The organism is Umezawaea tangerina (assembly GCF_003002815.1).
In the GTDB taxonomy this organism is placed as follows: domain Bacteria; phylum Actinomycetota; class Actinomycetes; order Mycobacteriales; family Pseudonocardiaceae; genus Umezawaea; species Umezawaea tangerina.
This window is the reverse complement of the sequence record NZ_PVTF01000002.1, coordinates 138110-161777: the sequence shown is the minus strand read 5'-3', so window position 1 is coordinate 161777 and position 23668 is coordinate 138110. Positions and strand designations below refer to the sequence as shown.

Here is a 23668-nt window from a genome sequence, read left to right as displayed (position 1 = left end):
AACTTCCGGATTTCTCCGCGGATCCCGTCGGAGGTGTTCGGATTGTTCGCTAAGCTCCTCCCTTCGAACGCCTTCGATCGCCTTCGGACGACTGGTCGAGATGGGGTTTCCGCGGTGGCTGTCAGCGAAGCCGACTGGGGCATGCCGGGTGTGGACCTGAGCCGGGCGAGCCCTTCGCGGGTCTACGACTACCTCATCGGCGGCGGGTACAACTTCGCGGTCGACCGGGAGTGGGCCGCCGAGGCGATCCGGCGGATGCCCTGGATCCGGGCGGCCGCCCGGTCGAACCGGGCGTTCCTCGGCCGGGCGGTGCGCATGTGCGCGGAGGAGGGCGTGCGCCAGTTCCTGGACCTCGGGTCCGGGATCCCCACGGTGCAGAGCGTGCACGAGATGGCCCGCGCCGTCGCGCCGGACTGCAACGTCGTCTACGTCGACAACGAGGCGGTCGCGGTCGCGCACAGCCAGCTGACGCTGGAGGGCGCGGACGGCACGGCGATCATCGAGTCGGACATGTGCGACGTCGACCACGTCCTGGGGCACCCGGACACGCGGCGGCTGCTCGACCTCGACCAGCCGGTCGCCCTGCTGATGACGGCGTCCCTCTACTACATCCCCGACCCCGACCTGGCGGCCCGCACGGTCGCCCGGTACCTCGACGCCGTCCCGTCCGGCAGCTACCTGGTGCTGTCGCACGCCACGCTGGGCCAGGACCAGCGCGACGCGATGAAGCTGGGCGGCGTGCTGGAGATGACGAAGACCCTCACCAGCTCCGCCACGGCCAGGACGCCGGAGTGGATCAGCGCGCTGCTGGCCGACCTGGACGTGGTCGAGCCGGGCCTGGTCTACACCTCCTTCTGGCGTCCCGGCGGGCTGCGGGTGCTGGACGAGACCCCTTGGCACGACTCGGTTCTCGCGGCCGTGGGGCGCAAACCGTGACCAACGGGCCACGCACGACCTGGTGACCGTCGCGGCCACCATGGCATCGGAAGGTGGATGTGGTGGAAGCGATGCAGAGCACAGGAGACCCCGCGAGAGTCCCGGCGCCGCTGGCGACCGACCTCGACGGCGGGTGCCCGGTGGACGTCGGGGAGACCAACGGGGTCGGTCCCGCTCGCCGGGGGCGGCTGACCAGCGGCATCGAGGCGTGGCTGGTGACCAGGTACGACGAGGTCGACGCGGCGCTGGTCGACCCGCGGCTGGTGTTGTCGGCACCGGACGTGGAGGCGGAGCTGGTGGCCCGCGGGGAGCTGCCGCGGCGCTTCGCCGGGCAGCTCCAGCGGGCGCGCCGGAGCCTGCTGAGCACGGACCCGCCGGAGCACACCCGGCTGCGCAGGCTGGTCGCGAGCAGCTTCACGGCCCGGCGCGTGGACGCCCTGCGCCCGCGCGCCGAGCAGGTCTGCGAGGACCTGGCGCTCGCCCTGGGCAAGGAGTCCGCGTCGGGGGACGCCGTGGACCTGGTCGACTCCTACGCGTTGCCGCTGCCGGTCGTGATGATCTGCGAGCTGCTCGGCGTGCCGACCGAGGACCGCGAGGACTTCCGGAAGTGGACCAACGCCATCGTCTTCGACCAGGGCGACGGTCCCGCGGTGGCCCGCTACCAGGCCGCGTCGGCGAGCCTGGACGACTACTTCGGCGCGCTGGTCGAGCGCAAGCGCGACCACCCGGCCGACGACCTGACCAGCGCGCTGGTCGCGGCGCACGACGGCGGGTCCTCGCTGGACGCGGCCGAGCTGCGGACCATGCTGGCCCTGCTGCTGGTCGCGGGGCACGAGACCACGGTGAACCTGATCGGCAGCAGCGTCCTGACGCTGCTGCGCAGTCCGCGGCAGTTCGCGGCCCTGCGTGCCCACCCGGAGCTGATGGCGGACGCGGTGGAGGAGTGCCTGCGCCACGTCGGCCCGGTCGGGTTCAGCTCGCTGCGGTTCACCACGGCGGACCTGGAGCTGGGGGAGGTGACGATCCCGGCGGGCCAGGCGGTGGCGCTGGGGCTGTGGGCCGCCGACCACGACCGGGGGCGGTTCCCCGACCCCGCGGAGTTCGACATCGGACGCCCGGACAACCGGCACCTGGCCTTCGGTCGCGGCGCCCACTTCTGCGTCGGCGCGAATCTCGCGCGAATGGAGGCGCAGGTGGCCGTGCACACGCTGTTGCGGCACTTCGACGATGTGTCACTCGCGGTGCCGGAGAACGAATTGCGTTGGCGGATGGCCAACACCCGCGGATTGGTGGAACTGCCCGTCCGGCTCACCGCCACCATTCCGTAAGCGGGCCTTTTCCGCATTTTTCGTGAATTCGGTCGACCGTGGAATCACGTCCGACCGCCGTCCGGGAACCGGTCGTTCCCGGACGGCGAATCCGGTGTCCGACCTCCCCGGACGGAGCTCGCGGACCTACGATGGCGCACGGGGTTGCGAGGCGGGAGTCCACGTGGTGCACCGCGGTCGTACCGGGTCCGTGCTGGCCCGCGCACTGCGCCTGCTCGGCGCGTTCAGCGACCGGCGCACCACGATGACGCTCAGCGACCTGGCCCGGCACTCCGGCCTCCCGCTGTCGACCACCCACCGGCTGCTCGCCGACCTGCTGGAGTGGGGCGCGGTCGAGCGCGACGACGCGGGCCACTACCGAGTCGGGCTGCGGCTGTGGGAGCTGGGCTCGCTGGCGCCGCGCTCGCAGGGGCTGCGCGAGCGGGCGCTGCCGTTCCTGGAGGACCTGTCCCGGATCACCGGCGAGAACGTCCAGCTGGCCGTGCGCGAAGGCCGGGAACTCGTGTTCGTGGAACGGATCGCGGGCACCGGGGCCGTGCCGGTGCTGACCAGGGTCGGCGGCCGGTTCGCGCTCACCGCCACCGGCGTCGGGCTCGTGCTGCTCGCCCACGCGCCCGCCGACGTGTGCGACGAGGTGCTGGCCGGGCCCGTGCGGCGGTTCACCGCGCACACCATGACCGACCCGGACGTGCTGCGCGCGGTGCTCGCCGACGTGCGCGCCTGCGGTTTCGCCATCAGCGACCGGCAGGTCACCGACGACGCGCTGTCCGTCGCCGCGCCGGTGCACGGCCGCACCGGCCGGGTGATCGCCGCGGTGTCGGTGGTCGTCCGGTACGGCACCGCCCCGCCGCACGCGCTGGTCCCGTTGGTGCGCAACAGCTCCCGCTCGATCTCGCACGCGCTCCTCTGAGCCTTCCGACATCCGGAAGGGCTCTTGGCCCGCACACCCCGCTGCTCCCAGGATGCCCGGCATGACGAGTATTCCGCGCGACCAGTGGTACGTCGCCGCCTACGGCCGGGAGATCGGCCCGGCGCTGTTCTCCCGCACCGTCTGCGGCGAGTCGATCCTGTTCTGGCGCACGGCTTCCGGCCGCGTCACCGCCGTGGCCGACCGCTGCGTGCACCGCCGCTTCCCGCTGTCGGAGCTGCCCACCCGGCTGGTGGACGACCAGGTGGTGTGCGGCTACCACGGCTTCACCTACGGCGCCGACGGCCGCTGCGTCGCCGTGCCCGGCCAGACCCGCGTGCCCCGCACCGCGCGGCTGAGCACGTACCCGGTGGTGGAGCAGGACTCCTTCGTGTGGGTGTGGATCGGCGACCCCGTGCTCGCCGACGGGACCACCATCCCGCGCGCGCCGTGGTTGACGGCACCGGACTACACGACGGTGAGCGGCATGGAGCCGTTGGCCGCGCGGTTCGGGCTGCTGGTGGACAACCTGCTCGACCTGTCGCACGAGACCTACCTGCACGGCGGGTACATCGGCACGCCGGAGGTCGCCTCCACCCCGATCACGACCGAGGTCGACGAGGCCGCGGGGATCGTCTACGTGAGCAGGCGCATGGCCGACGCCGCCTGCCCGCCGTTCTACTCCCGCTCCACCGGGCTGACCGGGCGGATCACCCGTTGGCAGGACATCGAGTACGCGCCGCCGTGCCTGTACAAGCTGCACAGCCGCATCGCGCCGGTCGGCTGCCTGCCGGACCCCGACGGCACCGACCTGGACGCGTTCCACGTCGAGGTCGTCTACGCGATCACGCCGGAGACCGAGCACACGACGCACGACTTCTGGGCGGTGGCAAGGGACTTCGCGCTGGACGACGAGGAGGTGTCGGCGTTCCTCGCGGAGAGCAACCGGACCGTCGTGCTCCAGGACGTGGCCGCGCTGGACGTGCTGGAACGGGTGGTCGCGAGCGAGGAGGACGGCTACCAGGAGCTGTCGATCAACATCGACACCGGTGGCCTGGCCGCGCGGCGCATCCTGGCGCGGCTGGCCGGTGGGCGGGTCCACCAGGTCACCTCGTGAGGTACCGCGTGCACTGGGTGCCGGGGTCCGACCGGCTGCGCGCGGTGTGCCACTGCTCGGCCGCGCGCGACTTCGAGGACCCGGTGGCGCTGTGGGACTGGCTGCTCGCCCACCCGAGCGGCCACCGACCCGCCGTCCCCGAGCCCACGCCCGTGCCCGCCGCTGCCGGGGTGTCCTAGTGGACCTGGTGCTGGTGGACCGGCAGTCCATCGCGGACGACGTCGTGCTGCTGTCCCTGCGCCGCGAGGACGGCGGCGCGCTGCCGCCGTGGGAACCGGGCGCGCACGTGGACGTGGTCCTCGGCGACCTGGTCCGCCAGTACTCGCTCTGCTCCGATCCCGCGGACCGCACGACGTGGCGGATCGCCGTGCGGCGCGCGGAGGACGGGCGCGGCGGGTCGTCGCGGGCGCACGCCCTGGCCGTCGGCGACGCGGTCTGGGTCCACGGCCCCCGCAACACCTTCCCGCTCGTGCCCGCCGCCCGCTACCTGTTCGTCGCGGGCGGCATCGGCATCACGCCGATCCTGCCGATGGTCCGCCGCGCCGCCGCGGACGGGATCCCGTGGCGGCTCGTGTACGTCGGTCGCCGCCGGTCCGCCATGGCGTTCCGCGACGAGCTGCCCGACGGCGTCGAGCTGCACCCGCGCGACGAGGTGGGCCCGCCCGACCTGGCCGCGTTGCTGTCCGGCACCGACGACGGCACAGCGGTGTACTGCTGCGGCCCCGAGAGGATGCTCGCCGCGGTGTCCTCCCGTCCACGCGGGCCGTCCCCGCACGTGGAGCGGTTCTCGGCGCTCCCGGTCGGCGAACCGGGAGCGTTCGAGGTGGAGCTGGCGAGCAGCGGACTGGTCCTGCCCGTCCCCGCGGACCGCTCGGTCCTCGACGTCCTGGAGGCGGCCGGTGTCGCGGTGCTCTGGTCGTGCCGCGAGGGGACGTGCGGCACGTGCGAGACCGGTGTGCTCGCCGGGGCGCCGGAGCACCACGACACCGTGCTGACCGAGGACGAGCGGCGGGTGGGCGACGTGCTGATGGTGTGCGTGTCGAGGTCGTCCGGCCGCCTGGTCCTCGACCTCTGACCACGCCGGGAGGCCGAAGTGCCCGCGCGGCCCGTCCCGCGGTCGGACGTGCGGCGGCGGTCCTGCTGGACGGCAGACCCGGCGGTACTGTACTGGTGAGTCCACTCCGGGAGGCGCTGTGCTGACGAAGAAGGGTGCGGCGACCCGTTTGCGGATCGTCGACGCCGCCGCGACCGAGATCCGCGAGCGCGGCGTCACCGCGGTGACCCTGGAGGACGTCGGCAGGCGCAGCGCCACCGGGAAGAGCCAGCTGTTCCACTACTTCCCCGACGGCAAGGAGCAGCTGCTGCTGGCCGTGGCCCAGCGGGAGGCCGACCGGGTGCTGGAGGACCAGCAGCCGCACCTCGGCGAGCTGACCTCGTGGGACGCCTGGGACCGGTGGCGCGACGCGGTGGTCGAGCGCTACCGGCGGCAGGGTGTGCACTGCCCGCTGGGCGTCCTGATCACCGAGGTCGGCAGGCACACCCCGGCGGCGCAGGCGGTGACCGGCCTGCTGCTGGAGCGGTGGCAGCGCGAGGTCCGCGCGGGCATCGGGCACATGCGCTCCGAGGGGCTGGTCGGCGAGCACGTCGACCCGGACCGCGCGGCGGGCGCGGTGATCGCCGCCATCCAGGGCGGGGTGGCGATCCTGATGTCGACGGGGTCGTCGCGGCACCTGGAGTCGGCGCTGGACCTCTGCCTGGACTACCTGCGGACCAGCGCCTCCGCGCGGCCCTGACCCGACCATCCGGAGTGGACTGTCCGATCAGGACTGCCCGGTGGTGACCCAGTTCCGCACGTCGGGGTGGTACCCGGCGGGCTTGTCGCCGAGCCGCACGCCCGCGTTGACCAGCCACCCCTGGTAGTCCGGCGTGAACATCCGGTACAGCGACCGCGGCGGCTCGGCACTCGCCTCGTCCAGGGCGGCGCGCAGCTCGGCGGGCAGCTCGAAGTCCAACGCCACCAGGCTGGAGTCGAGCTGGGCCGCGCTGCTCGCCCCGACGATCGCCGAGGCGACCCCCGGCCGCGTGACGACCCAGTTGAGCGCGACCTGGGCCGTGCTCACCCCGAGCTCGCCCGCCACGTCCTCCAGCACCCGCAGCACCCGCCACTGCCGGTCCGTCCACGCGGGACTCGCCGTGCCGTCGCCGGTGAGCCTGCCCTCGCCGGTCACGCCCGCGCCGGTGTCGCGGTACTTGCCGGTGAGGAAACCGCCCGCGAGCGGGCTCCACGCCGTGATGCCGATGCCGAGCTGCCGCCCCGCGTCGACGTGCTCCGCCTCGATCGTCCGGTCGACCAGCGAGTACGGCAGCTGCAGGGCGACCATCGGCGCGAGCGAGTTCGCCTCGGCGACGCCCTGGGCGTGCGCGGCGTACCAGGCGGGCACGTCCGACAGGCCCGCGTAGCGGATCTTGCCCGCCCGCGTGAGGTCGTCGAACGTGCGCACCACCTCCTCGACCGGCGTGATCCGGTCCCACGTGTGCAGCAGGAACAGGTCGAGGTAGTCGGTGCGCAGCCTGCGCAGCGACGCCTCGACCGCCCTGATCACGTGCTTGCGGCCGTTCCCGCCCGCGTTCGGGTCGCCGGGGTCGACGCTGTTGGTGACCTTCGTGGTGAGCACGATCCGGTCGCGGGCCCCGGTCTCGGCGATCAGCCCGCCGAGGATGCTCTCGCTCTCGCCCGCGGTGTAGAAGTCGGCCGTGTCGACGAAGTTGCCGCCCGCGTCGAGGTAGCGGCGCAGGATCGGCCGGACCTCGTCCTCGGTCCGGCCGTAGGCGGCGTGGAAGCCGCCGGTGCCGAAGTTCATCGTGCCCAACGACAGCCTGCTGACGCGCAGCCCCGACCGGCCCAGCAGGTAGTACTCGTCCAGGGACATGGATCCGCTCGCTTCCCGAAGTGGTTGGTCACCTCATCGTGGACACGAAAAAATGGACCCGCAAGTACAGAAACGCTCAGTCCGCGGACGGTCCGCCGGCCTCCAGGAGCTTGCCGTCCTCGAGTCGCAGCCTGCGGTCGATCCCGATCCCGGCCAGGAAGCGCTCGTCGTGGCTGACGACGAGGAACGCGCCCCGGTAAGCGTTGAGAGCGCTTTCCAGCTGGGCGGCGCTGTCCAGGTCGAGGTTGTTCGTCGGCTCGTCGAGCAGCAGCAGCTGGGGCGCGGGCTCGGCGTGCAGGACGCAGGCCAGCGTGGCCCGCAGCCGCTCGCCTCCGGACAGCACGCCGACCGGCAGGTGCGCCCGCGGACCGCGGAACAGGAAGCGCGCCAACAGGTTCATCCGCTGCGCGGGCGGCATCTCCGGCGCGAACGCCGCCAGGTTCTCGGCCACTGTCCGCTCGTCGTCGAGCAGGTCGAGCCGCTGCGACAGGTAGGCGATCCGGCCGTCGACCCGGCTGGTGCTGCCCGCGTCGGCCTCCAGCCCGCCCTGCACGATCCGCAGCAGCGTGGACTTCCCGGTGCCGTTCGGGCCGGTCAGCGCGATGCGCTCCGGACCGCGGACGACCAGGTCGACACCGTCGCCCACGAACAGCTCCCGCCCGCCGTGGGCCATCCGCAGCCCCTCGCCGACGAACAGCGTCCGCCCCGCGGGGACGGCCGTGCCCGGCAGTTCCAGGGTGATCGTCCGGTCGTCGCGCACCGCCCGTTCGGCCCGGTCGAGCTTCTCCTTGGCCGCGCCGACCCTGGCCGCGTGCGTCCCGTCCGCCCTGCCCGCGGACTCCTGCGCGTCGCGCTTCATGGTCCCGGCGAAGATCCTGGGCAGGCCCGCGTTCCCGAGGTTGCGCTTGGCGTTGCTCGCCCGGCGGGCGGCGCGTTCACGGGCCTGCTGCATCTCGCGCTTCTCCCGCTTGACGTCCTGCTCGGCGTTGCGGACGTTCTTCTCCGCCACCTCGCGCTCGGCCCGCACGGTCCGTTCGTAGTCGGTGAAGTTCCCGCCGTGGAACCGGATCCCGCCCCCGTCGAGCTCGGCGACGCGGTCCACCCGGTCCAGCAGGGCCCGGTCGTGGCTGACCACGAGCAGGCACCCCTGCCAGTCGTCGAGCACGGCGTGCAGCCGGTGCCGCGCGTCCAGGTCGAGGTTGTTGGTGGGCTCGTCGAGCAGCAGCACGTCGGGACGCCTGAGCAGCTGCGCGGCCAGGCCCAGGGACACGGTCTGGCCACCGCTGAGCGTGCGCAGGCGGCGGTCGAGGTCGATCCCGCCGAGGCCCAGCCGGTCGAGCTGGGCGCGGGTGCGCTCCTCGACGTCCCAGTCGGTGCCGATGGTGGTGAAGTGCTCCTCGGCGACGTCGCCCGACTCGACCGCCCGCAACGCGCGCAGCACCGGCTCGACGCCCAGGACCTCGGCGGCGGTCAGGTCGGCGGTCAGCGGCAGGTCCTGGGGGAGGTACCCCACCACGCCCTCCGCGGACACGCTGCCGGAGGACGGCCGGAGCTCACCCGCGATGAGCTTGAGCAGGGTGGACTTGCCCGCGCCGTTCGGCGCGACGAGCCCGGTCCGGCCGCCGGGGACAGTGAACGACAGCCCGTCGAAGACGGGGGTGTCGTCGGGCCAGGAGAAGGACAGGGCGGAGCAGACGACGTGGGCGTCGGACATCGGTTGGTACCCCAAGGCGTGGGAGCGGGGCGCACGGCTCCGCTGGTTGTGCTGGTGGACGACGAGACGGCCGTCGCGGCGCCGCTGCGATCAGCGCGCCGTGGGCCTGCACCTACCGGGTCTCACCCGGAGATGTCGTCTTCACCTGCCACGTCGGGTCTCCCTGTCATCGGGTCTGCCGGGCCGACGATACCAACGACCTCCCGCGCGCGCCTCCCGCTTTCGGCCACGGGCCCCCGGAGGGCCAGGGCACGGGGGTGCACCAGGGACTCCCACTGGGGCGACGACCGGGTGCGCGGACGGATGCTGGGGTCGGCCGTCGAGCGGCGGCCGACACGAGGAGGAGCAACCGATGGTGGACCTGAAGGTCGAGATCGTCGTTCTGCCGGTCGCGGACGTGGACCGGTCCAAGGAGTTCTACGCGGGCCTCGGCTTCCGCGAGGACGTCGACTACACCGGCGAGGACGGCTTCCGGGTCGTGCACTTCACCCCGCCCGGCTCGGCGACGTCGATCATCATCGGCGCCGGGGTCACCGACGCCGCCCCCGGCTCGGTGCGCGGGATCCACCTGGTCGTGGACGACGTCCTCGCCGCGCGGGACGAGCTCGTGGCCCAGGGCGTCGAGGTGAGCGACGTCTTCCACGACGCGGGCGGCGTGTTCCACCACGCGGGCGAGCGCGACCGCGTTGCCGGACCGGACCCGGACCGGCGGTCCTACGGCTCGTTCCTGTCCTTCGAGGACCCCGACGGCAACGGGTTCGTGCTCCAGGAGGTCACCGAACGCCTCCCCGGCCGCGTCGACCGGGTCGTCTACGGCTCGGTGGCCGAGCTGGAGCAGGCGTTGCGCGACGCGGCGGCCGCGCACGGCGCGCACGAGCAGGAGCTCGGCCACGCGGACGTGGACTGGCCCGCCTGGTACGCCGGGCACATGGCCCGGCAGGCGGGTCTCGTCGCCTGACCGCGACGCCGTCGCGCCCGGCGTGCCGAAGATCCGCTTCGGGGTAGCCTCCGCCGGGGAGGCTGACGTGGACGGCGACAACGGGGGACCGGCGCTGCGCGGCAGGCGGGTCGAGCAGGACGCGCTCGACGGCCTGCTGCGGGACGTCCGGGCCGGGCGGAGCCGGGTCCTGGTGCTGCGCGGCGAGGCGGGCGCGGGCAAGACCGCCCTGCTGGACCACCTCGTCGGGCACGCGCGGGCGGTCCGGGTGAGCAGGGCGGCGGGCGTCGAGCCGGAGACCGAGATCGCGTACTCCGCCCTCCAGCAGCTCTGCGCGCCGCTGCTGGACCACCTGCCCGCGTTGCCCGCACCGCAGCGGGACGCGCTCGGCACCGCGTTCGGCCTCGGCGCGGGCGACCCGCCGCAGGCACTGGTCGTCGGTCTCGCCGTGCTCGGCCTGTTCGCCGAGGCCGCGGCGGAGCGGCCGCTGGTGTGCGTGGTGGACGACGTGCAGTGGCTGGACCGGATGTCCGAGGTGATCCTCACATTCGTCGCGCGCAGGCTGGACGCCGAGTCCGTCGCGCTGGTCTGCGCCGTCCGCGGCCCCGGCGACGAGTCGATCCTCGCCGGCCTGCCCGAGCTGCGCGTGGCCGGGCTGCCCGCGGCGGACGCGCGGGCCCTGCTCGACTCCGTGCTGCCCGGACCGGTCGACGACCGCGTGCGCGACCGCGTCGTCGCCGAGACCCGCGGCAACCCGCTCGCGCTGCTCGAACTGCCGCACGGCCTCACCCCGGCCGAGCTGGCCTTCGGGTTCGGCGCGCCGAGCGCGACCGCGTTGGTGGGCAAGGTGGAGGAGGGGTTCCTGCGCCGCGTCACGGCGCTCCCGGCCGACACCCGCACGCTGCTGCTCACCGCCGCCGTCGAGCCGACCGGTGACGTGACGCTGCTGTGGCGCGCGCTCGACCGGCTGGGCGTGGGACCGGACGCGGCGGCAGCGGCGGAGGCCGCGGGGCTGGTCGAGCTCGGCGCCAGGGTCCGCTTCCGCCACCCGCTGGTGCGCTCGGCGTGCCGCCGGTCCGCCGACGCCGCCGCGCTGCGCGAGGTGCACCGGGCACTGGCCCAGGTGACGGACCCGGAGCAAGACCCCGACCGCCGCGCCTGGCACCGGGCGCACGCCGCGGTCGGCCCCGACGAGGAGGTCGCGCGCGAGCTGGAGCGGTCGGCGGGCCGGGCACTGGCCCGTGGTGGACGGGCGGCGGCCGCGGCGTTCCTGGAACGCGCCGCCGAGCTCACCCCCGATCCCAAGGCACGGGCCGCACGTGCGCTGTCCGCGGCGCACGCCCGGTTCGACTCGGGCGCGTTCCCCGAGGCGTCGGAGCTGCTGGCCGCCGCCGAGCTGGGGCCGCTCGACCCAGTGCGGAAGGCCGGGGTGGAACGGCTGCGCGCCCGGATCGCGTTCACCCTCGACCGCGGCCGCGCCTCCGGTCCACCGCTGCTCGCGGCCGCGCGCAGGCTGGCGGGGCTGGACCTGGCCGCGGCGCGGGACACCTACCTCACGGCGCTCGGCGCCGCCGTGCACGCCGGTCGCCTCGGCGGGGACCGGCGTCGGGTGGCCGAGGCCACCCACGAGGTGCCGCCGGGTGACGAGCCCGCGGGCGCGCTGCTGACCGGGCTCGCGGCGTGGACCCTGGACGGGTACGCGCCCGCGGTCCCGTTGCTGCGGCGGGCGTTGGCGGGACTGACGGCGGAGGCGGACCTCGGGCTGCTGTGGCTGACCGGGCCGGTCAGCCACGAGCTGTGGGACGACGTGACCTGGCACCGGCTCACCGCCCCCGCGGTCGGCTTCGCCCGCACGACGGGCGCGTTGTCGGCGCTCCCCACGGCGTTGGCGTCGCGCGCCGGTGCCCTGGTCGTCGCGGGCCGGTTCGGGGAGGCGTCCGACCTGCTCGACGAGGCCGCCGCCCTCGCCCAGGCCACCGGGCAGGCGGCGCACCCGTTCGCCGCGCTCACCCTGGCCGCCCACCAGGGCCGGGAGCTGCCTGCTGCCGAGCTGGTCGACGCCGCGGTCCGGGACGCCGAGGCGCTGGGCGAGGGGTGGCTGCTCGGCATGGCCGAGTACGCCGAGGCGGTGCTGGCGAACGGGCTCGGCCACTACCCGGCCGCCGTGGACGCCGCCCGCCGTGCGGCCGGGCACGACGACCTGGCGGTGGTGAACGGCGCGCTCGCCGAGCTGGTCGAGGCGGCTGACCGTGCCGGGGACACCACGTCGGCGACCTGGGCGAGGGAACGGCTCGCCGAGCGGACCGGTGCGGCGGGCACGGACTGGGCACTGGGCGTGCAGGCCGTGGCCGACGCCCTCGCGGGACCTCCGGGGCAGGCCGAGGACCGGTTCCGCGAGGCCGTCGGACGACTGGGCGGCGACCGGCTCGGCCTGCCGCTGGCCCGTGCGCGGCTGCTGTTCGGCGAGTGGCTGCGCCGGGAGAACCGCCGCGCCGACGCCAGGGCGGAGCTGCGCGCGGCGCACGAGGCGTTCACCGCGATGGGGGCGGCGGGGTTCGCGGAACGGGCGGGGCGGGAGCTGGCGGCGACCGGTGAGACGGTCCGCAAGCGCACCGGGGCCGGGCTCGACGAGCTCACCCCGCAGGAGGCGCGGATCGCGCGGATGGCCGCGGCCGGGCACACCAACCCGGAGATCGGCGCGGTGCTGTTCCTCAGTCCCCGCACCGTCGAATGGCACCTGCGGAAGGTGTTCACCAAGCTGGGCGTCACCTCGCGCCGTGAGCTGGCGACGGCGCTGCGCGACCGGTGAGCGCGGCGACCACCGCCGCGACCGCATCCCGCTGGGCCCGGCGCACGGCGTGACCGACGCGTTCGGGACCGTCGGGCAGCGCGAGCGCGTGGGAGAACACCGCCTCGCCCAGGCGTCTGGAGAGACGCAGGAGACCGCCGCCCAGGTCGTCCGGCGCGGTCGGCCACAGTCCGCACAACGCGTCGCGCGCGGCGATGGCGCCCGCACGGGTGGTCGCGGTGGAGATCCCGCGTTCGTCCACAGTGGACTTCCGCGGAGGTCTCCTGCTGGGAGGCGGTTGCGCGCGCAGCCAGTCGGCGGCGTCCCGGCGGCCCAGCGCGTCGCAGAAGGCGGGCCAGGCGCACCGGCCGAGGACGTCGGCCACCAGCGACCGGGTCCGTGCCGGGTCGGGCAGGGTGGCGTCCCCCGCGACCACCGCGCGCAGCACGTCGCCGATCGGGTCGTCGTCGATGCCGGGCACCAGGAGCACGCGGCGGACGTGGTGCAGCACCCTCAGCCCGTCACCCGCGCGAGGCCGCGCTGCCGCAGGCAGGTCGTCGAGGTCGCGGGGCATCCGCAGACCGGGGATCGGCGCGGGCTCGTTAGTGCCGCCGACGACCAGGTCCGACGGGGCCTCCAGCAGCGCGCGGTACCGGTCGCCTCCCGGCGGCAGGTGGTCCACGGCCCGGTGGTGGCCGCGGTGCGCGGCGCACATGGCGACCCCGCAGCACCGCTCCCCGGTGCGGGCGCCGCAGTGGACGCAGCACAGCGCCACGATCCTGGCCCGACCGCGCAGCAGTCCCGGCGCGCCGACCCACCGCGCCCATGCGGTGTGCGGGCTGTCGCGCCGCTGGACGAGGAAGTCGACGGCCTCCCCGAACCCGTGCTCGTCGGGCGGTGAGGCGGTGATGTCGTAGCCGTCGACCAGCACGGAGGTGTCGGGGGTGAAGGGGGGAGGCGGTCCTGCCACGCCCCCATGGTGCCCTGCCGTCTAGTTGCGGCAAGACGGTGCAATAAAGCGACTGACTAGTGCAAACGCTGGTCAATCTGATGAAACTGGCCGACAACTTCTTGTGGGTGGCCGCACGGCATCTTAGAGTCGCCTCACCCCGAAGCCGGGCGGCCCGCGGGTGGCCCGTCGAGAAGTCCGGAAGAAATGAGTCCCCCGATGTCACGGAGCACCACCGGAGTTGCTGCGAGGCGTTCCACCGGGCGGTCGCGCTGGGTCGCGGCCGCGGCGACGGCGGTGGTCACCGCCGGCCTGGTCACGACCGCGGGCACGGCCGCCGCGAGCGCGCCGTCGGCCCCGGTCGTCACCCGCGCCGCCCTCGCGCCGTCGCTGGTCGCCGGTCGCGGCGCCAAGGTCGACTTCGTCGAGCAGGAGGCGGAGAACGCGGCCACGAACGGCGTCGTCATCGGACCGGACCGCTCGGCGTACACGCTGCCCGCGGAGGCGTCCGGCCGCAAGGCGGTGAAGCTGGCGCCGGGCCAGTACGTGGAGTTCACGCTGCCCGGCGCGGCCGACGCGGTCACCGTCCGGTACAGCATCCCGGACGCCCCCGCCGGCGGCGGCATCACCGCGCCGCTCGACGTGGCCGTGAACGGCCGCCACGCCAGGACCGCGACGCTCACGTCGCAGTACTCCTGGCTGTACAACCAGTACCCGTTCTCCAACGACCCCGGCGCGGGACTGCTGCACCCGGACTGGTGGATCACCGAGTGCTCGTGCGTGCCCGCGGCGACCACCCCGGCCCCGGTGATCACGACCCCGTTCCGGCCGAGCCACTTCTACGACGAGCAGCGGGTCAGGCTCGACCGCGTGTACGCCGCGGGCGCCAAGGTCCGGCTCACCGCCCCGGCCGGGTCGAACGCCGCCTGGACCGTCATCGACCTGCTGGACTCGCAGCTGGTCGGCCTGCCGCACGTCGAGCTCACCGCCGTGAACGTGCTGCTGTTCGGCGCCGACCCGACCGGCGGGCGTGAGTCCGCCGACGCGTTCGACAAGGCCATCGCGCTCGCGAAGCGCCTGCACCGCAAGGTCTACCTGCCGCCGGGCACCTACCAGGTCAACCGCCACGTCGTCGTCGACGACGTGACGATCGTGGGCGCCGGCAGCTGGTACACCACGGTGAAGGGGCACGAGGTCGCGCTGGGCGCACCCGCGCCGGACGGCTCGGTGCACACCGGCGTCGGCTTCTACGGCAAGGACGCCGCCTCGGGCGGCAGCCGCAACGTGCACCTGTCCGGGTTCGCGGTCGAAGGCGACGTGCGCGAGCGCGTCGACACCGACCAGGTCAACGCGGTCGGGGGAGCGATGAGCGACTCGACGATCAAGGGCCTGTACCTGCACCACACCAAGGTGGGCCTGTGGTTCGACGGGCCGATGACCAACACGCGGGTCGAGGGCAACGTGATCGCCGACCAGATCGCCGACGGCCTCAACTTCCACACCGGCGTGACGAACTCGGTGGTGTCCAACAACTTCGTGCGCAACACCGGTGACGACGGGCTGGCCATGTGGTCGGAGGAGGTCGGGAACGCGGGCAACGCGTTCGACCACAACACCGTGCAGACCCCGACCCTCGCCAACGGCATCGCGATCTACGGCGGCACCGACACCACCGTGTCGGACAACCTCGTCGCGGACCCGATCCGCGAGGGCAGCGCCATCCACGTCGGGTCGAGGTTCGGCGCGGAGGCGTTCACCGGGTACGTCCGGGTCACCGACAACACCACCGTGCGCTCCGGCACGTTCGAGCTGAACTGGAAGATCGGCCTCGGCGCGATCTGGCTCTACGCGCTGGACAAGGACATCAGCGCCGACGTGCAGGTCGTCGGTGACCACTTCCTCGACAACACCTACAACGCGATCATGCTCGTCAGCGACTTCCCGGTGAAGGACCGGGTCTCGATCACGAACGTCCACTTCAAGGACATCCGCGTCGACGGCACCGGCACCTCCGTCGTCAGCGCCCGCTCAGCCGGCTCGGCGACCTTCCAGAACGTCGACGCCCGGAACGTCGGCGCGGTCGGCGTCAACAACTGCGGCTCCTTCAACTTCACCCCGGCCGGGTCCGAGTTCTCGCTGACCGACGCGGGCGGCAACGACGGCGGCTGGCTCGCCCCGTGGCAACTGCCCAACACCATCACGTGCGACGACCGCCCCGCGGTCGCCCCACCACCGGCGCCGTCCGCCTGGTAGCGCGTCCTCGGACTCCCCGCCGTTCCGGTACTCGTCCGTGCCGTCGGCCGCGTGCGCGCGCCATGGGTCACACTGGCCTCGACCAGTTCACCCGGACCGCGGCAGCGCACGCGGTCGCACCAGGTTGGAGCGAGAACACCTTGTCCAGCAACGACGTTGTTCCCGATGACGAGCCCATGGAGTTACCGCCCTACCGCGCGGTGCTCATCGTCGACACCAAGGACTTCGGCAGCAACTCCAGCCGGGTCCAGGCGGAGATGGCCGACACCATCTACGACGTGCTGAGCCGCGCGTTCGAACGGGCCGGGCTCGCGCAGGTGTTGGCCGAAGCCCTGTTCCCGCACAACACCGGCGACGGCTACGGGCTCGGCTTCGACCCCCGCCACCTGCCCGCCGTCGTCACCCGGCTGTTCGACGCCCTCCAGGACGAGCTCGCCGACCGCGACAAGCGGATGCGCGCCACCGGTCGCCCCGGCACCCTCCGCATGCGCGCCAGCCTCAACGTCGGCCCGGTCCGCCCCGAACCCGACCGCCGGGCCGCCGTCGTCGGCAGCACCGTCATCACCGCCTACCGCCTCCTCGACTCCGCCCCGGTCCGCGACGTCCTCACCCAGTCCGACCCCACGCAGACCTTCGTCTCCGTGGTGCTGTCCCAACGCGTCTTCGAGGACGTCCTCGCCACCGAGTACGCCACCCTGCCCGCGACCAGCGTCGTGCCCACCACCGTGCAGGTGAAGGAGTTCACCGGCACCGTCTACCTCTACGTCCCCAAACCCAGCGGCGACCTGCTCCGCACCGGCATCGGCACCGCCGCCGACTACCGCTCCGACCTCGCCGACGCGAAACCCACCCGCGAGCAGCCGACCTACGGCAACACCACCAACATCATGACCGGCACCCACTCCGGCACCGCCATCCAGGTCGGCCACGTCCACGGCAACATCCGCCACCACGACCGCTGACACCCAGTTCCCCGCTTCGACCCCGGTCCGGGATCGCGGGGGTGCGCGCGGTAGCTCAGTCCCGCCACGTCCCGACGCTGTCCAGCAGGTGGCTGATCAGCATGTCCGACACCGTCCCCGCCTCCATCGCCGTCCGGTACAGCATCGGCCCGATGAGCAGGGCCGCGGCGTCCTCCGAAGGCAGCACCGTGGTCAGTTCGCCGGTCTCCTGAGCGAGGTCGAGGGCGGTGGTGATGCGGGTGGTGACGGCGGCTGAGGAGTGGTTGCGGCGGGTGGCGGCGTCGGGGTCCCAGAGGGCGGTTTGCATGAGGGTGAGGGTGACCGCGGCGACGGCCGGGAGGGTCAGTTCGTCGGCCAGCTTGCGGAGCTCCTGGTGCAGCCACGGCCGGACGGGGCTGGTGGGGGAGCGGAAGAACGGCAGGTCGGAGCCGGACATGGCGGCGAGCAGGAGGTGGTCGGCGCGTTGCCAGTGGCGGTAGACGGTGGCGCGGCCGACGCCCGCCTCGTGGGCGACGCGTTGGTGGGTGACCGAAGCCGGTCCCTCGCGGACGAGCAGGGTGTGGGCGGCGGCGAGGATGGCGTCCCTGCTTCGCGCGGTCCTGGGGTCCACGGGGGTGTCCATCCGCGAAGTCTACGAGACAAGTTGACTCATAGTTTGCCGGACTGCCATGATGGCACTTGTGAGGCAAATTGTCTCAAAGATGGAGGGCTGATGAACGTCGTCGTCTTCGGTGCCACCGGCGGAACGGGCCGGGCGACCGTGCAGCGGGCCCTGGAGGCCGGGCACCGGGTGACCGCGGTCGTCCGGCGTGGTGGTGCGCTCGCGGCCGCACCCGGCTTGCGACCGGTCGTCGTCCCGGACCTCGGCCGGGTGGGTGAGGTGGTCGACGCGGTGCGCGGACAGGACGTGGTGATCAGCGCGTTGGGCACCAACGAGAAGGGGCCGGTCAGCGTGTGCGCGGACGGGATCCGGTCGATCCTGGGGGCGATGGCGGAGACCGGGGTGCGGCGGCTGATCGCGGTGAGCGCGCACGGTGCCGCGGAGACGCACGACCGCTCGCTCTACTCGCTCGCGCTGTGGGCGGCGCTGGCGGACAAGATGCGGGACAAGGAGGCCATGGAGGAGTTGATCCGGGCGTCCGATGTGGACTGGACGATCGTCCGCCCGCCCGCGCTCAAGGACAGGCCGCGCACCGGTTCCTACCGCACGGGCCCGCGGCTGCCGATCCGGCTGACCTCGGCGATCTCCCGCGCGGACCTGGCGGACTTCCTGCTGCGCGAGGCGACCACCCCCGTCTACGTCCACGCCTTCCCGCGGATCGCGGCATGAGCGGCGCGACCGGCGCGACCGGCCGGGTCGCGCTCGTCACGGGTGCCACGGGCGGGATGGGGCGGGTGATCACCACCGAGCTGGCCAGGCTCGGGTTCACGGTGGTGGTCGTGTGCCGCACGGCCGCGCGGGGCGACGACGTCGTGCGGCACGTCGCGGAACGCGTGCCGGACGCCGTGGTCGAGGTGCTGACCGGGGATCTCGCCGAGCGCGCGGACCTGCACCGCGTCGCCGCCGGGTTCGCCGAACGCCATCCCGCGCTGAACGTGCTGGTCAACAACGCCGGCGCGCACTTCCGCGACCGCGTCCTCAACTCCGACGGCGTCGAGATGCACGTGGCCGTCAACCACCTGGCCGGATTCACCCTCACCGCGCTGCTGCTCGACCAGCTGCGCGCGGGCGCGCCGGCCAGGGTGGTCAACGTCGTCTCGGCGTCGATGTCGGACACCCGCCAGGTGCCGATCCGCGACGCGCCCCGGCCCGTGCGCCTGGACAACCTCGACGACCTGCGCCTGGTCAACCCGGCCGAGGGCTTCGAGCCGTTCGAGGCCTACGCCCGCTCGAAGCTCCTCACCACCATGTGCGGCTACGTCCTCGCCGACCGGTTGCGCGACTCCGGTGTCACGGTGAACGCGGTCCACCCCGGCCTGGTCGCGACCGACATCATCGCCGACATCGCCCCGCGCGTCGCGAAACCGTTCCTGGGCCTCGTCCGGCGTGGCCTGCTCACGCCGGAGGAAGGCGCGCGGGCCGCGTTGCGGCTGGCCACCGACCCGGCGCTGGACGGCGTGACGGGCCGGTACTTCGTCCGCGACGAGGAGCGGCGGTCACCGGAGGTGTCCTACGACCCGGAGCTGCGGGAGCGGGTCTGGACGGCCAGCCGCGAGCACGCGATCTGACCTCCACCGGTCCCGGCCACCGCGGCGGCCGGAACCGGTGGGGCGTCAGCGGTAGAGCCGGATGTCGGCGACGCTCCACCAGTTGCCCGCCGCGCCGGTGGACGTGACGCGCAGGTAGCGGGCCGTCGTGGGGCGGACGTCGACGGTGGTCAGCTGGCCCGTCCCGGTGCCCGTGGCGAGGGTGCGCCAGGTGGTGCCGTCGGTGCTCGACGACAGCTGCCACGAGCGCGCGTAGTCGCCCTCGTACCCGCCGCTGTCGATGGCGACCCTGGTGAAGTGCTTGCGGGACTTGAGGTCCAGCTGCACGTACTGGCCCGCGGCCTGGCCGGTGCCGCTGGACCAGCGGGTCGACGCGTCGTCGTCCGCGACCAGCGCCACGCCCTCACCGGCGGGGGAGGCCGTCGCGGTGGCACCGGTCAGCGGCACCGCGTCGAACCGGGAGCGCAGGGCGTCGTCGCGCGGCCAGGTGAACGTCGCCAGCGCGCCGCCGGGCAGCGTGTACTCGAACTGCCTGTCGCCGACGCTCACGGCGAACGTGCGCGGCTCGTCGTTCTCGTTGTGCACGACCAGTGCGGTGGACCCGTCGGGGTTGTGGAAGGCCGTGTCGACGACTTGGCCGTTCCACCCGGTGGTGCCGAACGACGTGCTGGCGATCCGCGTCGCGCCGGGCTTCACGAACTTCGACAGGTGGCCGATCGTGTAGTACTCGGCGTCGGTGGTCACGCTGCCGTCCGGTTGCGCGGTCACCAGGCCGGTGCAGGTGTCGCAGCCGCCGAGGTGCGGGCCGCCGGTGCTGTCCAGCGCGATGTTCCAGTTGACCGCGGACCTCGCCCAGTTGCGGGTCGTGCCCATGACGACGTTGCGCGCGTGCCACCGCAGGGTGTCGTTGAAGACCTTGGCGGGCGGGTCGCCGGGGCCGTGCGAGCCGGAGCACTCGGTGAACCAGATCCCCTTGTCGGGGAAGGCGTCGTGCAGCTCCGTCTGGTCCGAGGGGTCGCCGGAGTAGCAGTGGTAGGCGGTGCCCGCGATCCACCGCGCGGCCGGACCGCGCAGCACCTGGTAGGGGTAGTCGGTCTCCGGTGAGGAGCCGGGGGGAGTGCCCTCGACGTCGCCGGGGTGGGTGGACCAGTTGTGGTCGTAGGCCAGGATCTTCGTGCGCGGGCTCGCGACCCGCAGCTTCGGCCCCAGCGCCTCGATCACCTTCAGCTGCTGCGCGACCGGCATGTCCGTGCCGGGGTACCGCGACGGCGTGCGGTTCTGCGGCTCGTTCTGCACCGACAGGAAGTCGATCGGCACCCCGGCCCGCTCGTAGGCCTTCACGTACTTCACCAGGTACCGCGCGTAGGCGTCGTACACGGCGGGGTCGTCCTTGAGGCGGCCGCCGACCAGCGAGTCGCCGGTCTTCATCCACGCGGGCGGACTCCAGGGCGTGCCCATGACCGACAGCGCCGGGTTGAGCCGCTTGGCCTGGCGCAGCAGCGGCAGGACCCGCTCCTCGTCGCGGGAGATGCTGAAGTGCCGCAACGGGAAGTCGGTCTGCCCCGCCGGCACGTCGTCGTAGGTGTAGTGCTCGGCGGCCGCGGTGAAGTCCGACGACCCGACCGGCTGCCGCAGGAAGCTCACGCCGATGCCGCGCACCGGGTCGAACAGCGCGCGCATCGTCTCGTCGCGCACGGCGGGCGCCAGCCCGCGCAGCACGGCGGCCGACGAGTCGGTGATCGACGCCCCGAACCCGTCCACCCGCTGGTAGGACCGGTCCGGGTCGACCACGATCGTGGGGTGCGTCGAGGTCCCGGACCCGAAGACGACCGGCGCGCGCTCGGCCATCAGCTCGGCCCGGTCGGGCGTCGTGACCCACACCCGCGCGCGGGGCGCGTCGTGGTGCGGGGCCATCGCCTGCACGGACGCCGTGCCCGCGAGGGTCAGTGCTACTGCCGCCGCGACGCCGTACGCGGTTCTTCCCATGGCCACCCGTCCCGATGTGTAACAGGGCATCACTCAGGATGTAACAAGTTGTTCCGACATGGAACACGCACGCCTGGTTCAACGTCAAGAGGCAGGTCAGGGGCCGCCGGTTATAGTGATCGAGTGGAGCGGCGAACGAGGGTGCGGGACATCGCCGCGGAAACCGGGGTCTCCATCGCCACGGTGTCCCGCGTGCTCAACGACCACGTCAACGTCTCCGCGAGAACCCGCGAGCTCGTGCTCCAGGCCGTCGAGCGGCACCGCCGCGACGACACCCCGCCCGGCGCGGTCCACGTCCGGTGCCCCTACCTGCTGACCGACTACTTCGGACTGATCGTCTCCTCGATCGCCGAAACCCTTCGCCTGCACGGGATGCGCATGGTGCTCGACGCGGGCGAGGCCTCCCAGCGCGACGACGCGCTGAGCACCCTGCCCGACCAGCCGGGCATCGGCTCCGCCATCCTCATCCTCCCGCCCGAGGAGGGCGCTCAGCTCCTCGCCCTGTCCCGCACCGGTTTCCCGTTCGTGGTCGTCGACCCGCGCACACCCCCGCCCCCGGACGTCGCCGCGGTCTCCGCCGCCCACTTCGCGGGCGCCCGCGCCGTGGCCACCCACCTCGTCGAGCTCGGCCACCGCCGCGTGGGCGTCATCGCGGGACCAGAGGAGTGGCTGGCCAGCGACGCCAGGGCCGCGGGCCACCACGCCGCGTTCGCCGCGGCGGGCGTGCTCCCCGCCCGCCAACGCATCCGCCACGTCGAGCCCACAACCGACGCGGGCCTGCGCGCGGGCGGCGAGCTGCTGGACGCCGCCGACCCGCCGACCGCCCTCGTCTGCTTCAACGACAAGCTCGCCGTCGGCGCACTGCGGGCCGCCCGCGCCCGCGGCCTGCGCGTCCCCGAGGACGTGTCGATCACCGGCTTCGACGACATCGACCTGAGCCGGGCCACCACCCCCGCGCTGACCACCGTCCGCCAACCGCTGGCCGAGATGGGCCGCATCGCCGTCACCCAGCTCATGCGGGTCCTGGACGGCCACCGCCCGGAAGCCCTGCACCTGGAACTGTCGACCACGCTCGTCGTCCGCGACTCCACCGGCCCGGCCAGGACCTGACCGCATCCCCTCGGGGAACCTCCGCCGGTGCGCCTCCGTGTTACCGGTGTGGGCATGCGAAGAAAAGATCCCGAAGACGAGGCCTTCCGGCGGTTCGCCGAGTCGGCGATCCCGGCCATGGGGCGGCTCGCCTACCTGCTCTGCGGGGACGGCCACACGGCGGACGACCTGGTGCAGGCGTCGCTGATCAAGCTGCACCGGGCCTGGCGGCGGATCGACCCACCGGTCGGCGTCGACGCCTACGTGCGCACGGTGCTGCTGCGGTGCTGGCTGGACGAGCAGCGCAAGCCGTGGCGGCGGCGGGAGTCGCGCGACGGCGTGGTGCCGGACCTGCCCGACGACCTCGCCGACCCGGCGCTGGTCGACTGGACGTCCGGCGACACCGAGGCGCTGCGCAAGGCGTTGGCGACGCTGCCCGCCCTGCAACGGGCGGCGGTCGTGCTGCGGTTCTACTCGCAGCTGTCGATCGCCGAGACCGCGGCCGCGCTGCGCTGCACCGAGGGGACCGTGAAGAGCCGGACGGCCAGGGGGTTGGCGGCCCTGCGCGCCGCCCTCTCCGGGACATCGGAAGACCTGATCACCATGGAAAGGCGGACTGACCGGTGAACGACCAGAAGCTGGTGGAAGCGTTGGCGACGTTGGCGGACACCTCGCGGACCCCCGACGTCGACGTCGACGTGGTGATCCACAAGTCCCGCACGCGGGCTCGACGGCGGACCGCGGTGGTCGCCACCGCGCTGGGCACGACCGTGGTGCTCGGCGGGCTGCTCGCCTTCGGCGGGCCGCTCGCGGGCAGTTCGCCCCCGGCACCCGACGCGGCGACGACGGACGCGGCGACGTCCAGCGCGGCGACGTCGGACCCGGCGGCGCCCGACGGGTCGGCGTCCGGGAGGGTGCGGCCCTACCCGCAGCTGCCGAAGGGGCCGGTGCCCGTGCCGAACGCGGACGCGCGCCCCAAGCTCCCCGTGTTCGCCGACGTGCTCAAGGCCAAGGTGCCCGTCGTGGTGCCGGGCGCGGTGACCCACGAGCAGACCTTCGGGATCCCGGTGCCGCGCTGGGACCTCACGACCAACTTCACCATCGTCGGGGATGCCGTCAACGGCGAGCTGCTGGTCCGGGTGTTCGGCAAGTCGGCGGCGCGGGTCGTGCGGCAGCTCCCACCCGGCGAGTGCACGCTCGTCGAGCCGGCGGCGGTCGAGCCGGACCACGGGACGGGGGCGCTGTGCTACCGGCAGGCCGACGGCAGCTACGTCCGGGTCGACGAGGAGTCCGACGGGTCCATGGCGCTGCCCGACCCGCTCGTCGTCGCGTCCCGGACGAACGACGACAGGTCGGGGACGGGGAGCTCCTTCCAGCAGCGGCACCGGGTCGCCAAGCACTACCGCGCCGACGGGACGGTCGTGGAGGTCTGGGGCAGCTCGGGGGTCGACGGCGCGCCTCCGACGGTGTTCACCGACCAGCAGCTGGTCACCCTGGCGACCGACCCGGCGTTCGTGATCTGACACCCGCGCCGCGAACCCCTTGCCGCACAGGGGGTTCGCGG

21 protein-coding genes are annotated in these 23668 nt (G+C 73.5%); 16 read left to right on the top strand and 5 right to left on the bottom strand.

Annotation, left to right across the window (positions count from 1 at the left end; translation table 11 throughout):
* Positions 1-114 precede the first annotated feature (114 nt).
* From CLV43_RS06805 to CLV43_RS06775, 7 genes are all read left to right on the top strand, one after another.
* On the top strand, positions 115-936 hold the full coding sequence (locus CLV43_RS06805; RefSeq protein WP_170155719.1) for an SAM-dependent methyltransferase: 822 nt from the start codon (positions 115-117) through the stop codon (positions 934-936).
* 71 nt (positions 937-1007) lie between these two features.
* Positions 1008-2264 (top strand): cytochrome P450 family protein, encoded by a 1257-nt coding sequence (locus tag CLV43_RS06800; RefSeq protein ID WP_146174666.1) that lies wholly within the window; start codon positions 1008-1010, stop codon positions 2262-2264.
* A gap of 166 nt (positions 2265-2430) precedes the next feature.
* A complete protein-coding gene (locus CLV43_RS06795; protein ID WP_281262146.1) occupies positions 2431-3174 on the top strand; it encodes an IclR family transcriptional regulator in 744 nt (247 codons plus the stop codon).
* A gap of 61 nt (positions 3175-3235) precedes the next feature.
* Positions 3236-4288, top strand: coding sequence for an aromatic ring-hydroxylating oxygenase subunit alpha (locus tag CLV43_RS06790; RefSeq protein ID WP_106186197.1), 1053 nt, complete (start codon positions 3236-3238; stop codon positions 4286-4288).
* Complete coding sequence (locus CLV43_RS06785; RefSeq protein WP_106186196.1) at positions 4285-4467, top strand: hypothetical protein; 183 nt, start codon at positions 4285-4287, stop codon at positions 4465-4467. Before CLV43_RS06790 ends, CLV43_RS06785 begins: the two co-directional genes overlap by 4 nt.
* The gene (locus CLV43_RS06780; protein WP_106186195.1) at positions 4467-5363 is read left to right on the top strand and encodes a PDR/VanB family oxidoreductase; all 897 of its coding nucleotides are present in this window, start codon (positions 4467-4469) and stop codon (positions 5361-5363) included. Before CLV43_RS06785 ends, CLV43_RS06780 begins: the two co-directional genes overlap by 1 nt.
* 118 nt (positions 5364-5481) lie before the next feature.
* Positions 5482-6081, top strand: a complete 600-nt coding sequence (locus CLV43_RS06775) for a TetR/AcrR family transcriptional regulator (RefSeq protein WP_106186194.1) — start codon at positions 5482-5484, stop codon at positions 6079-6081.
* A 27-nt stretch (positions 6082-6108) separates the two neighbouring features.
* On the opposite strand, the gene CLV43_RS06770 is transcribed toward CLV43_RS06775, so the two are convergent.
* Entirely contained in the window at positions 6109-7218 is a 1110-nt protein-coding gene (locus CLV43_RS06770; protein WP_106186193.1) for an aldo/keto reductase, read from the bottom strand.
* A 76-nt stretch (positions 7219-7294) separates the two neighbouring features.
* Positions 7295-8932, bottom strand: a complete 1638-nt coding sequence (locus CLV43_RS06765) for an ABC-F family ATP-binding cassette domain-containing protein (protein ID WP_106186192.1) — start codon at positions 8930-8932, stop codon at positions 7295-7297.
* A 352-nt stretch (positions 8933-9284) separates the two neighbouring features.
* Between CLV43_RS06765 and CLV43_RS06760 the strand changes: the two genes are divergently transcribed.
* The gene (locus CLV43_RS06760) at positions 9285-9890 is read left to right on the top strand and encodes a VOC family protein (protein WP_106186191.1); all 606 of its coding nucleotides are present in this window, start codon (positions 9285-9287) and stop codon (positions 9888-9890) included.
* Positions 9891-9957: 67 nt separating this feature from the next.
* Positions 9958-12678 carry an ATP-binding protein gene (locus CLV43_RS06755; protein ID WP_106186190.1) on the top strand — a complete coding sequence of 907 codons (2721 nt, stop codon included), beginning with the start codon at positions 9958-9960 and terminating at the stop codon, positions 12676-12678.
* Here the strand turns inward: CLV43_RS06755 and CLV43_RS06750 are convergent.
* Complete coding sequence (locus CLV43_RS06750) at positions 12635-13627, bottom strand: hypothetical protein (protein ID WP_146174665.1); 993 nt, start codon at positions 13625-13627, stop codon at positions 12635-12637. The genes CLV43_RS06755 and CLV43_RS06750 overlap by 44 nt on opposite strands.
* Before the next feature lie 198 nt (positions 13628-13825).
* Between CLV43_RS06750 and CLV43_RS06745 the strand changes: the two genes are divergently transcribed.
* Both CLV43_RS06745 and CLV43_RS06740 read left to right on the top strand, forming a co-directional pair.
* Positions 13826-15859: a glycosyl hydrolase family 28-related protein gene (locus tag CLV43_RS06745; protein ID WP_211304265.1), complete on the top strand. Its 2034-nt coding sequence runs from the start codon at positions 13826-13828 to the stop codon at positions 15857-15859.
* 176 nt (positions 15860-16035) lie between these two features.
* A complete protein-coding gene (locus CLV43_RS06740; RefSeq protein ID WP_106186187.1) occupies positions 16036-16821 on the top strand; it encodes a nucleotidyl cyclase domain-containing protein in 786 nt (261 codons plus the stop codon).
* Between the two features lie 55 nt (positions 16822-16876).
* On the opposite strand, the gene CLV43_RS06735 is transcribed toward CLV43_RS06740, so the two are convergent.
* Positions 16877-17443, bottom strand: coding sequence for a TetR/AcrR family transcriptional regulator (locus CLV43_RS06735; RefSeq protein ID WP_106186186.1), 567 nt, complete (start codon positions 17441-17443; stop codon positions 16877-16879).
* Between the two features lie 90 nt (positions 17444-17533).
* Between CLV43_RS06735 and CLV43_RS06730 the strand changes: the two genes are divergently transcribed.
* Both CLV43_RS06730 and CLV43_RS06725 read left to right on the top strand, forming a co-directional pair.
* On the top strand, positions 17534-18151 hold the full coding sequence (locus CLV43_RS06730) for an NAD(P)-dependent oxidoreductase (protein WP_106186185.1): 618 nt from the start codon (positions 17534-17536) through the stop codon (positions 18149-18151).
* On the top strand, positions 18148-19050 hold the full coding sequence (locus CLV43_RS06725; RefSeq protein WP_106186184.1) for an SDR family NAD(P)-dependent oxidoreductase: 903 nt from the start codon (positions 18148-18150) through the stop codon (positions 19048-19050). Before CLV43_RS06730 ends, CLV43_RS06725 begins: the two co-directional genes overlap by 4 nt.
* A 45-nt stretch (positions 19051-19095) precedes the next feature.
* On the opposite strand, the gene CLV43_RS06720 is transcribed toward CLV43_RS06725, so the two are convergent.
* Positions 19096-21015: a discoidin domain-containing protein gene (locus CLV43_RS06720; RefSeq protein WP_106186183.1), complete on the bottom strand. Its 1920-nt coding sequence runs from the start codon at positions 21013-21015 to the stop codon at positions 19096-19098.
* 123 nt (positions 21016-21138) lie between these two features.
* On the opposite strand from CLV43_RS06720, the gene CLV43_RS06715 reads away from it, so the two are divergent.
* The 3 genes from CLV43_RS06715 to CLV43_RS06705 are packed head-to-tail and all read left to right on the top strand — an operon-like array spanning position 21139 to position 23627.
* Positions 21139-22125, top strand: a complete 987-nt coding sequence (locus tag CLV43_RS06715) for a LacI family DNA-binding transcriptional regulator (RefSeq protein WP_106186182.1) — start codon at positions 21139-21141, stop codon at positions 22123-22125.
* 54 nt (positions 22126-22179) lie between these two features.
* Entirely contained in the window at positions 22180-22731 is a 552-nt protein-coding gene (locus tag CLV43_RS06710) for an RNA polymerase sigma factor (RefSeq protein WP_106186791.1), read from the top strand.
* Complete coding sequence (locus tag CLV43_RS06705) at positions 22728-23627, top strand: hypothetical protein (RefSeq protein ID WP_106186181.1); 900 nt, start codon at positions 22728-22730, stop codon at positions 23625-23627. The genes CLV43_RS06710 and CLV43_RS06705 overlap by 4 nt, the downstream gene beginning before the upstream one ends.
* Positions 23628-23668 lie beyond the last annotated feature (41 nt).

Bases quoted from the DNA above. Each gene is read 5' to 3' on its own strand.
- CLV43_RS06740 (WP_106186187.1), top strand. From the start codon at position 16,036: ATGGAGTTACCGCCCTACCGCGCGGTGCTCATCGTCGACACCAAGGAC.
- CLV43_RS06770 (WP_106186193.1), bottom strand. From the start codon at position 7,218: ATGTCCCTGGACGAGTACTACCTGCTGGGCCGGTCGGGGCTGCGCGTC.
- CLV43_RS06725 (WP_106186184.1), top strand. From the start codon at position 18,148: ATGAGCGGCGCGACCGGCGCGACCGGCCGGGTCGCGCTCGTCACGGGT.
- CLV43_RS06760 (WP_106186191.1), top strand. From the start codon at position 9,285: ATGGTGGACCTGAAGGTCGAGATCGTCGTTCTGCCGGTCGCGGACGTG.
- CLV43_RS06720 (WP_106186183.1), bottom strand. From the start codon at position 21,015: ATGGGAAGAACCGCGTACGGCGTCGCGGCGGCAGTAGCACTGACCCTC.
- CLV43_RS06800 (WP_146174666.1), top strand. From the start codon at position 1,008: ATGCAGAGCACAGGAGACCCCGCGAGAGTCCCGGCGCCGCTGGCGACC.
- CLV43_RS06730 (WP_106186185.1), top strand. From the start codon at position 17,534: ATGAACGTCGTCGTCTTCGGTGCCACCGGCGGAACGGGCCGGGCGACC.
- CLV43_RS06790 (WP_106186197.1), top strand. From the start codon at position 3,236: ATGACGAGTATTCCGCGCGACCAGTGGTACGTCGCCGCCTACGGCCGG.
- CLV43_RS06735 (WP_106186186.1), bottom strand. From the start codon at position 17,443: ATGGACACCCCCGTGGACCCCAGGACCGCGCGAAGCAGGGACGCCATC.
- CLV43_RS06765 (WP_106186192.1), bottom strand. From the start codon at position 8,932: ATGTCCGACGCCCACGTCGTCTGCTCCGCCCTGTCCTTCTCCTGGCCC.
- CLV43_RS06710 (WP_106186791.1), top strand. From the start codon at position 22,180: ATGCGAAGAAAAGATCCCGAAGACGAGGCCTTCCGGCGGTTCGCCGAG.
- CLV43_RS06745 (WP_211304265.1), top strand. From the start codon at position 13,826: ATGTCACGGAGCACCACCGGAGTTGCTGCGAGGCGTTCCACCGGGCGG.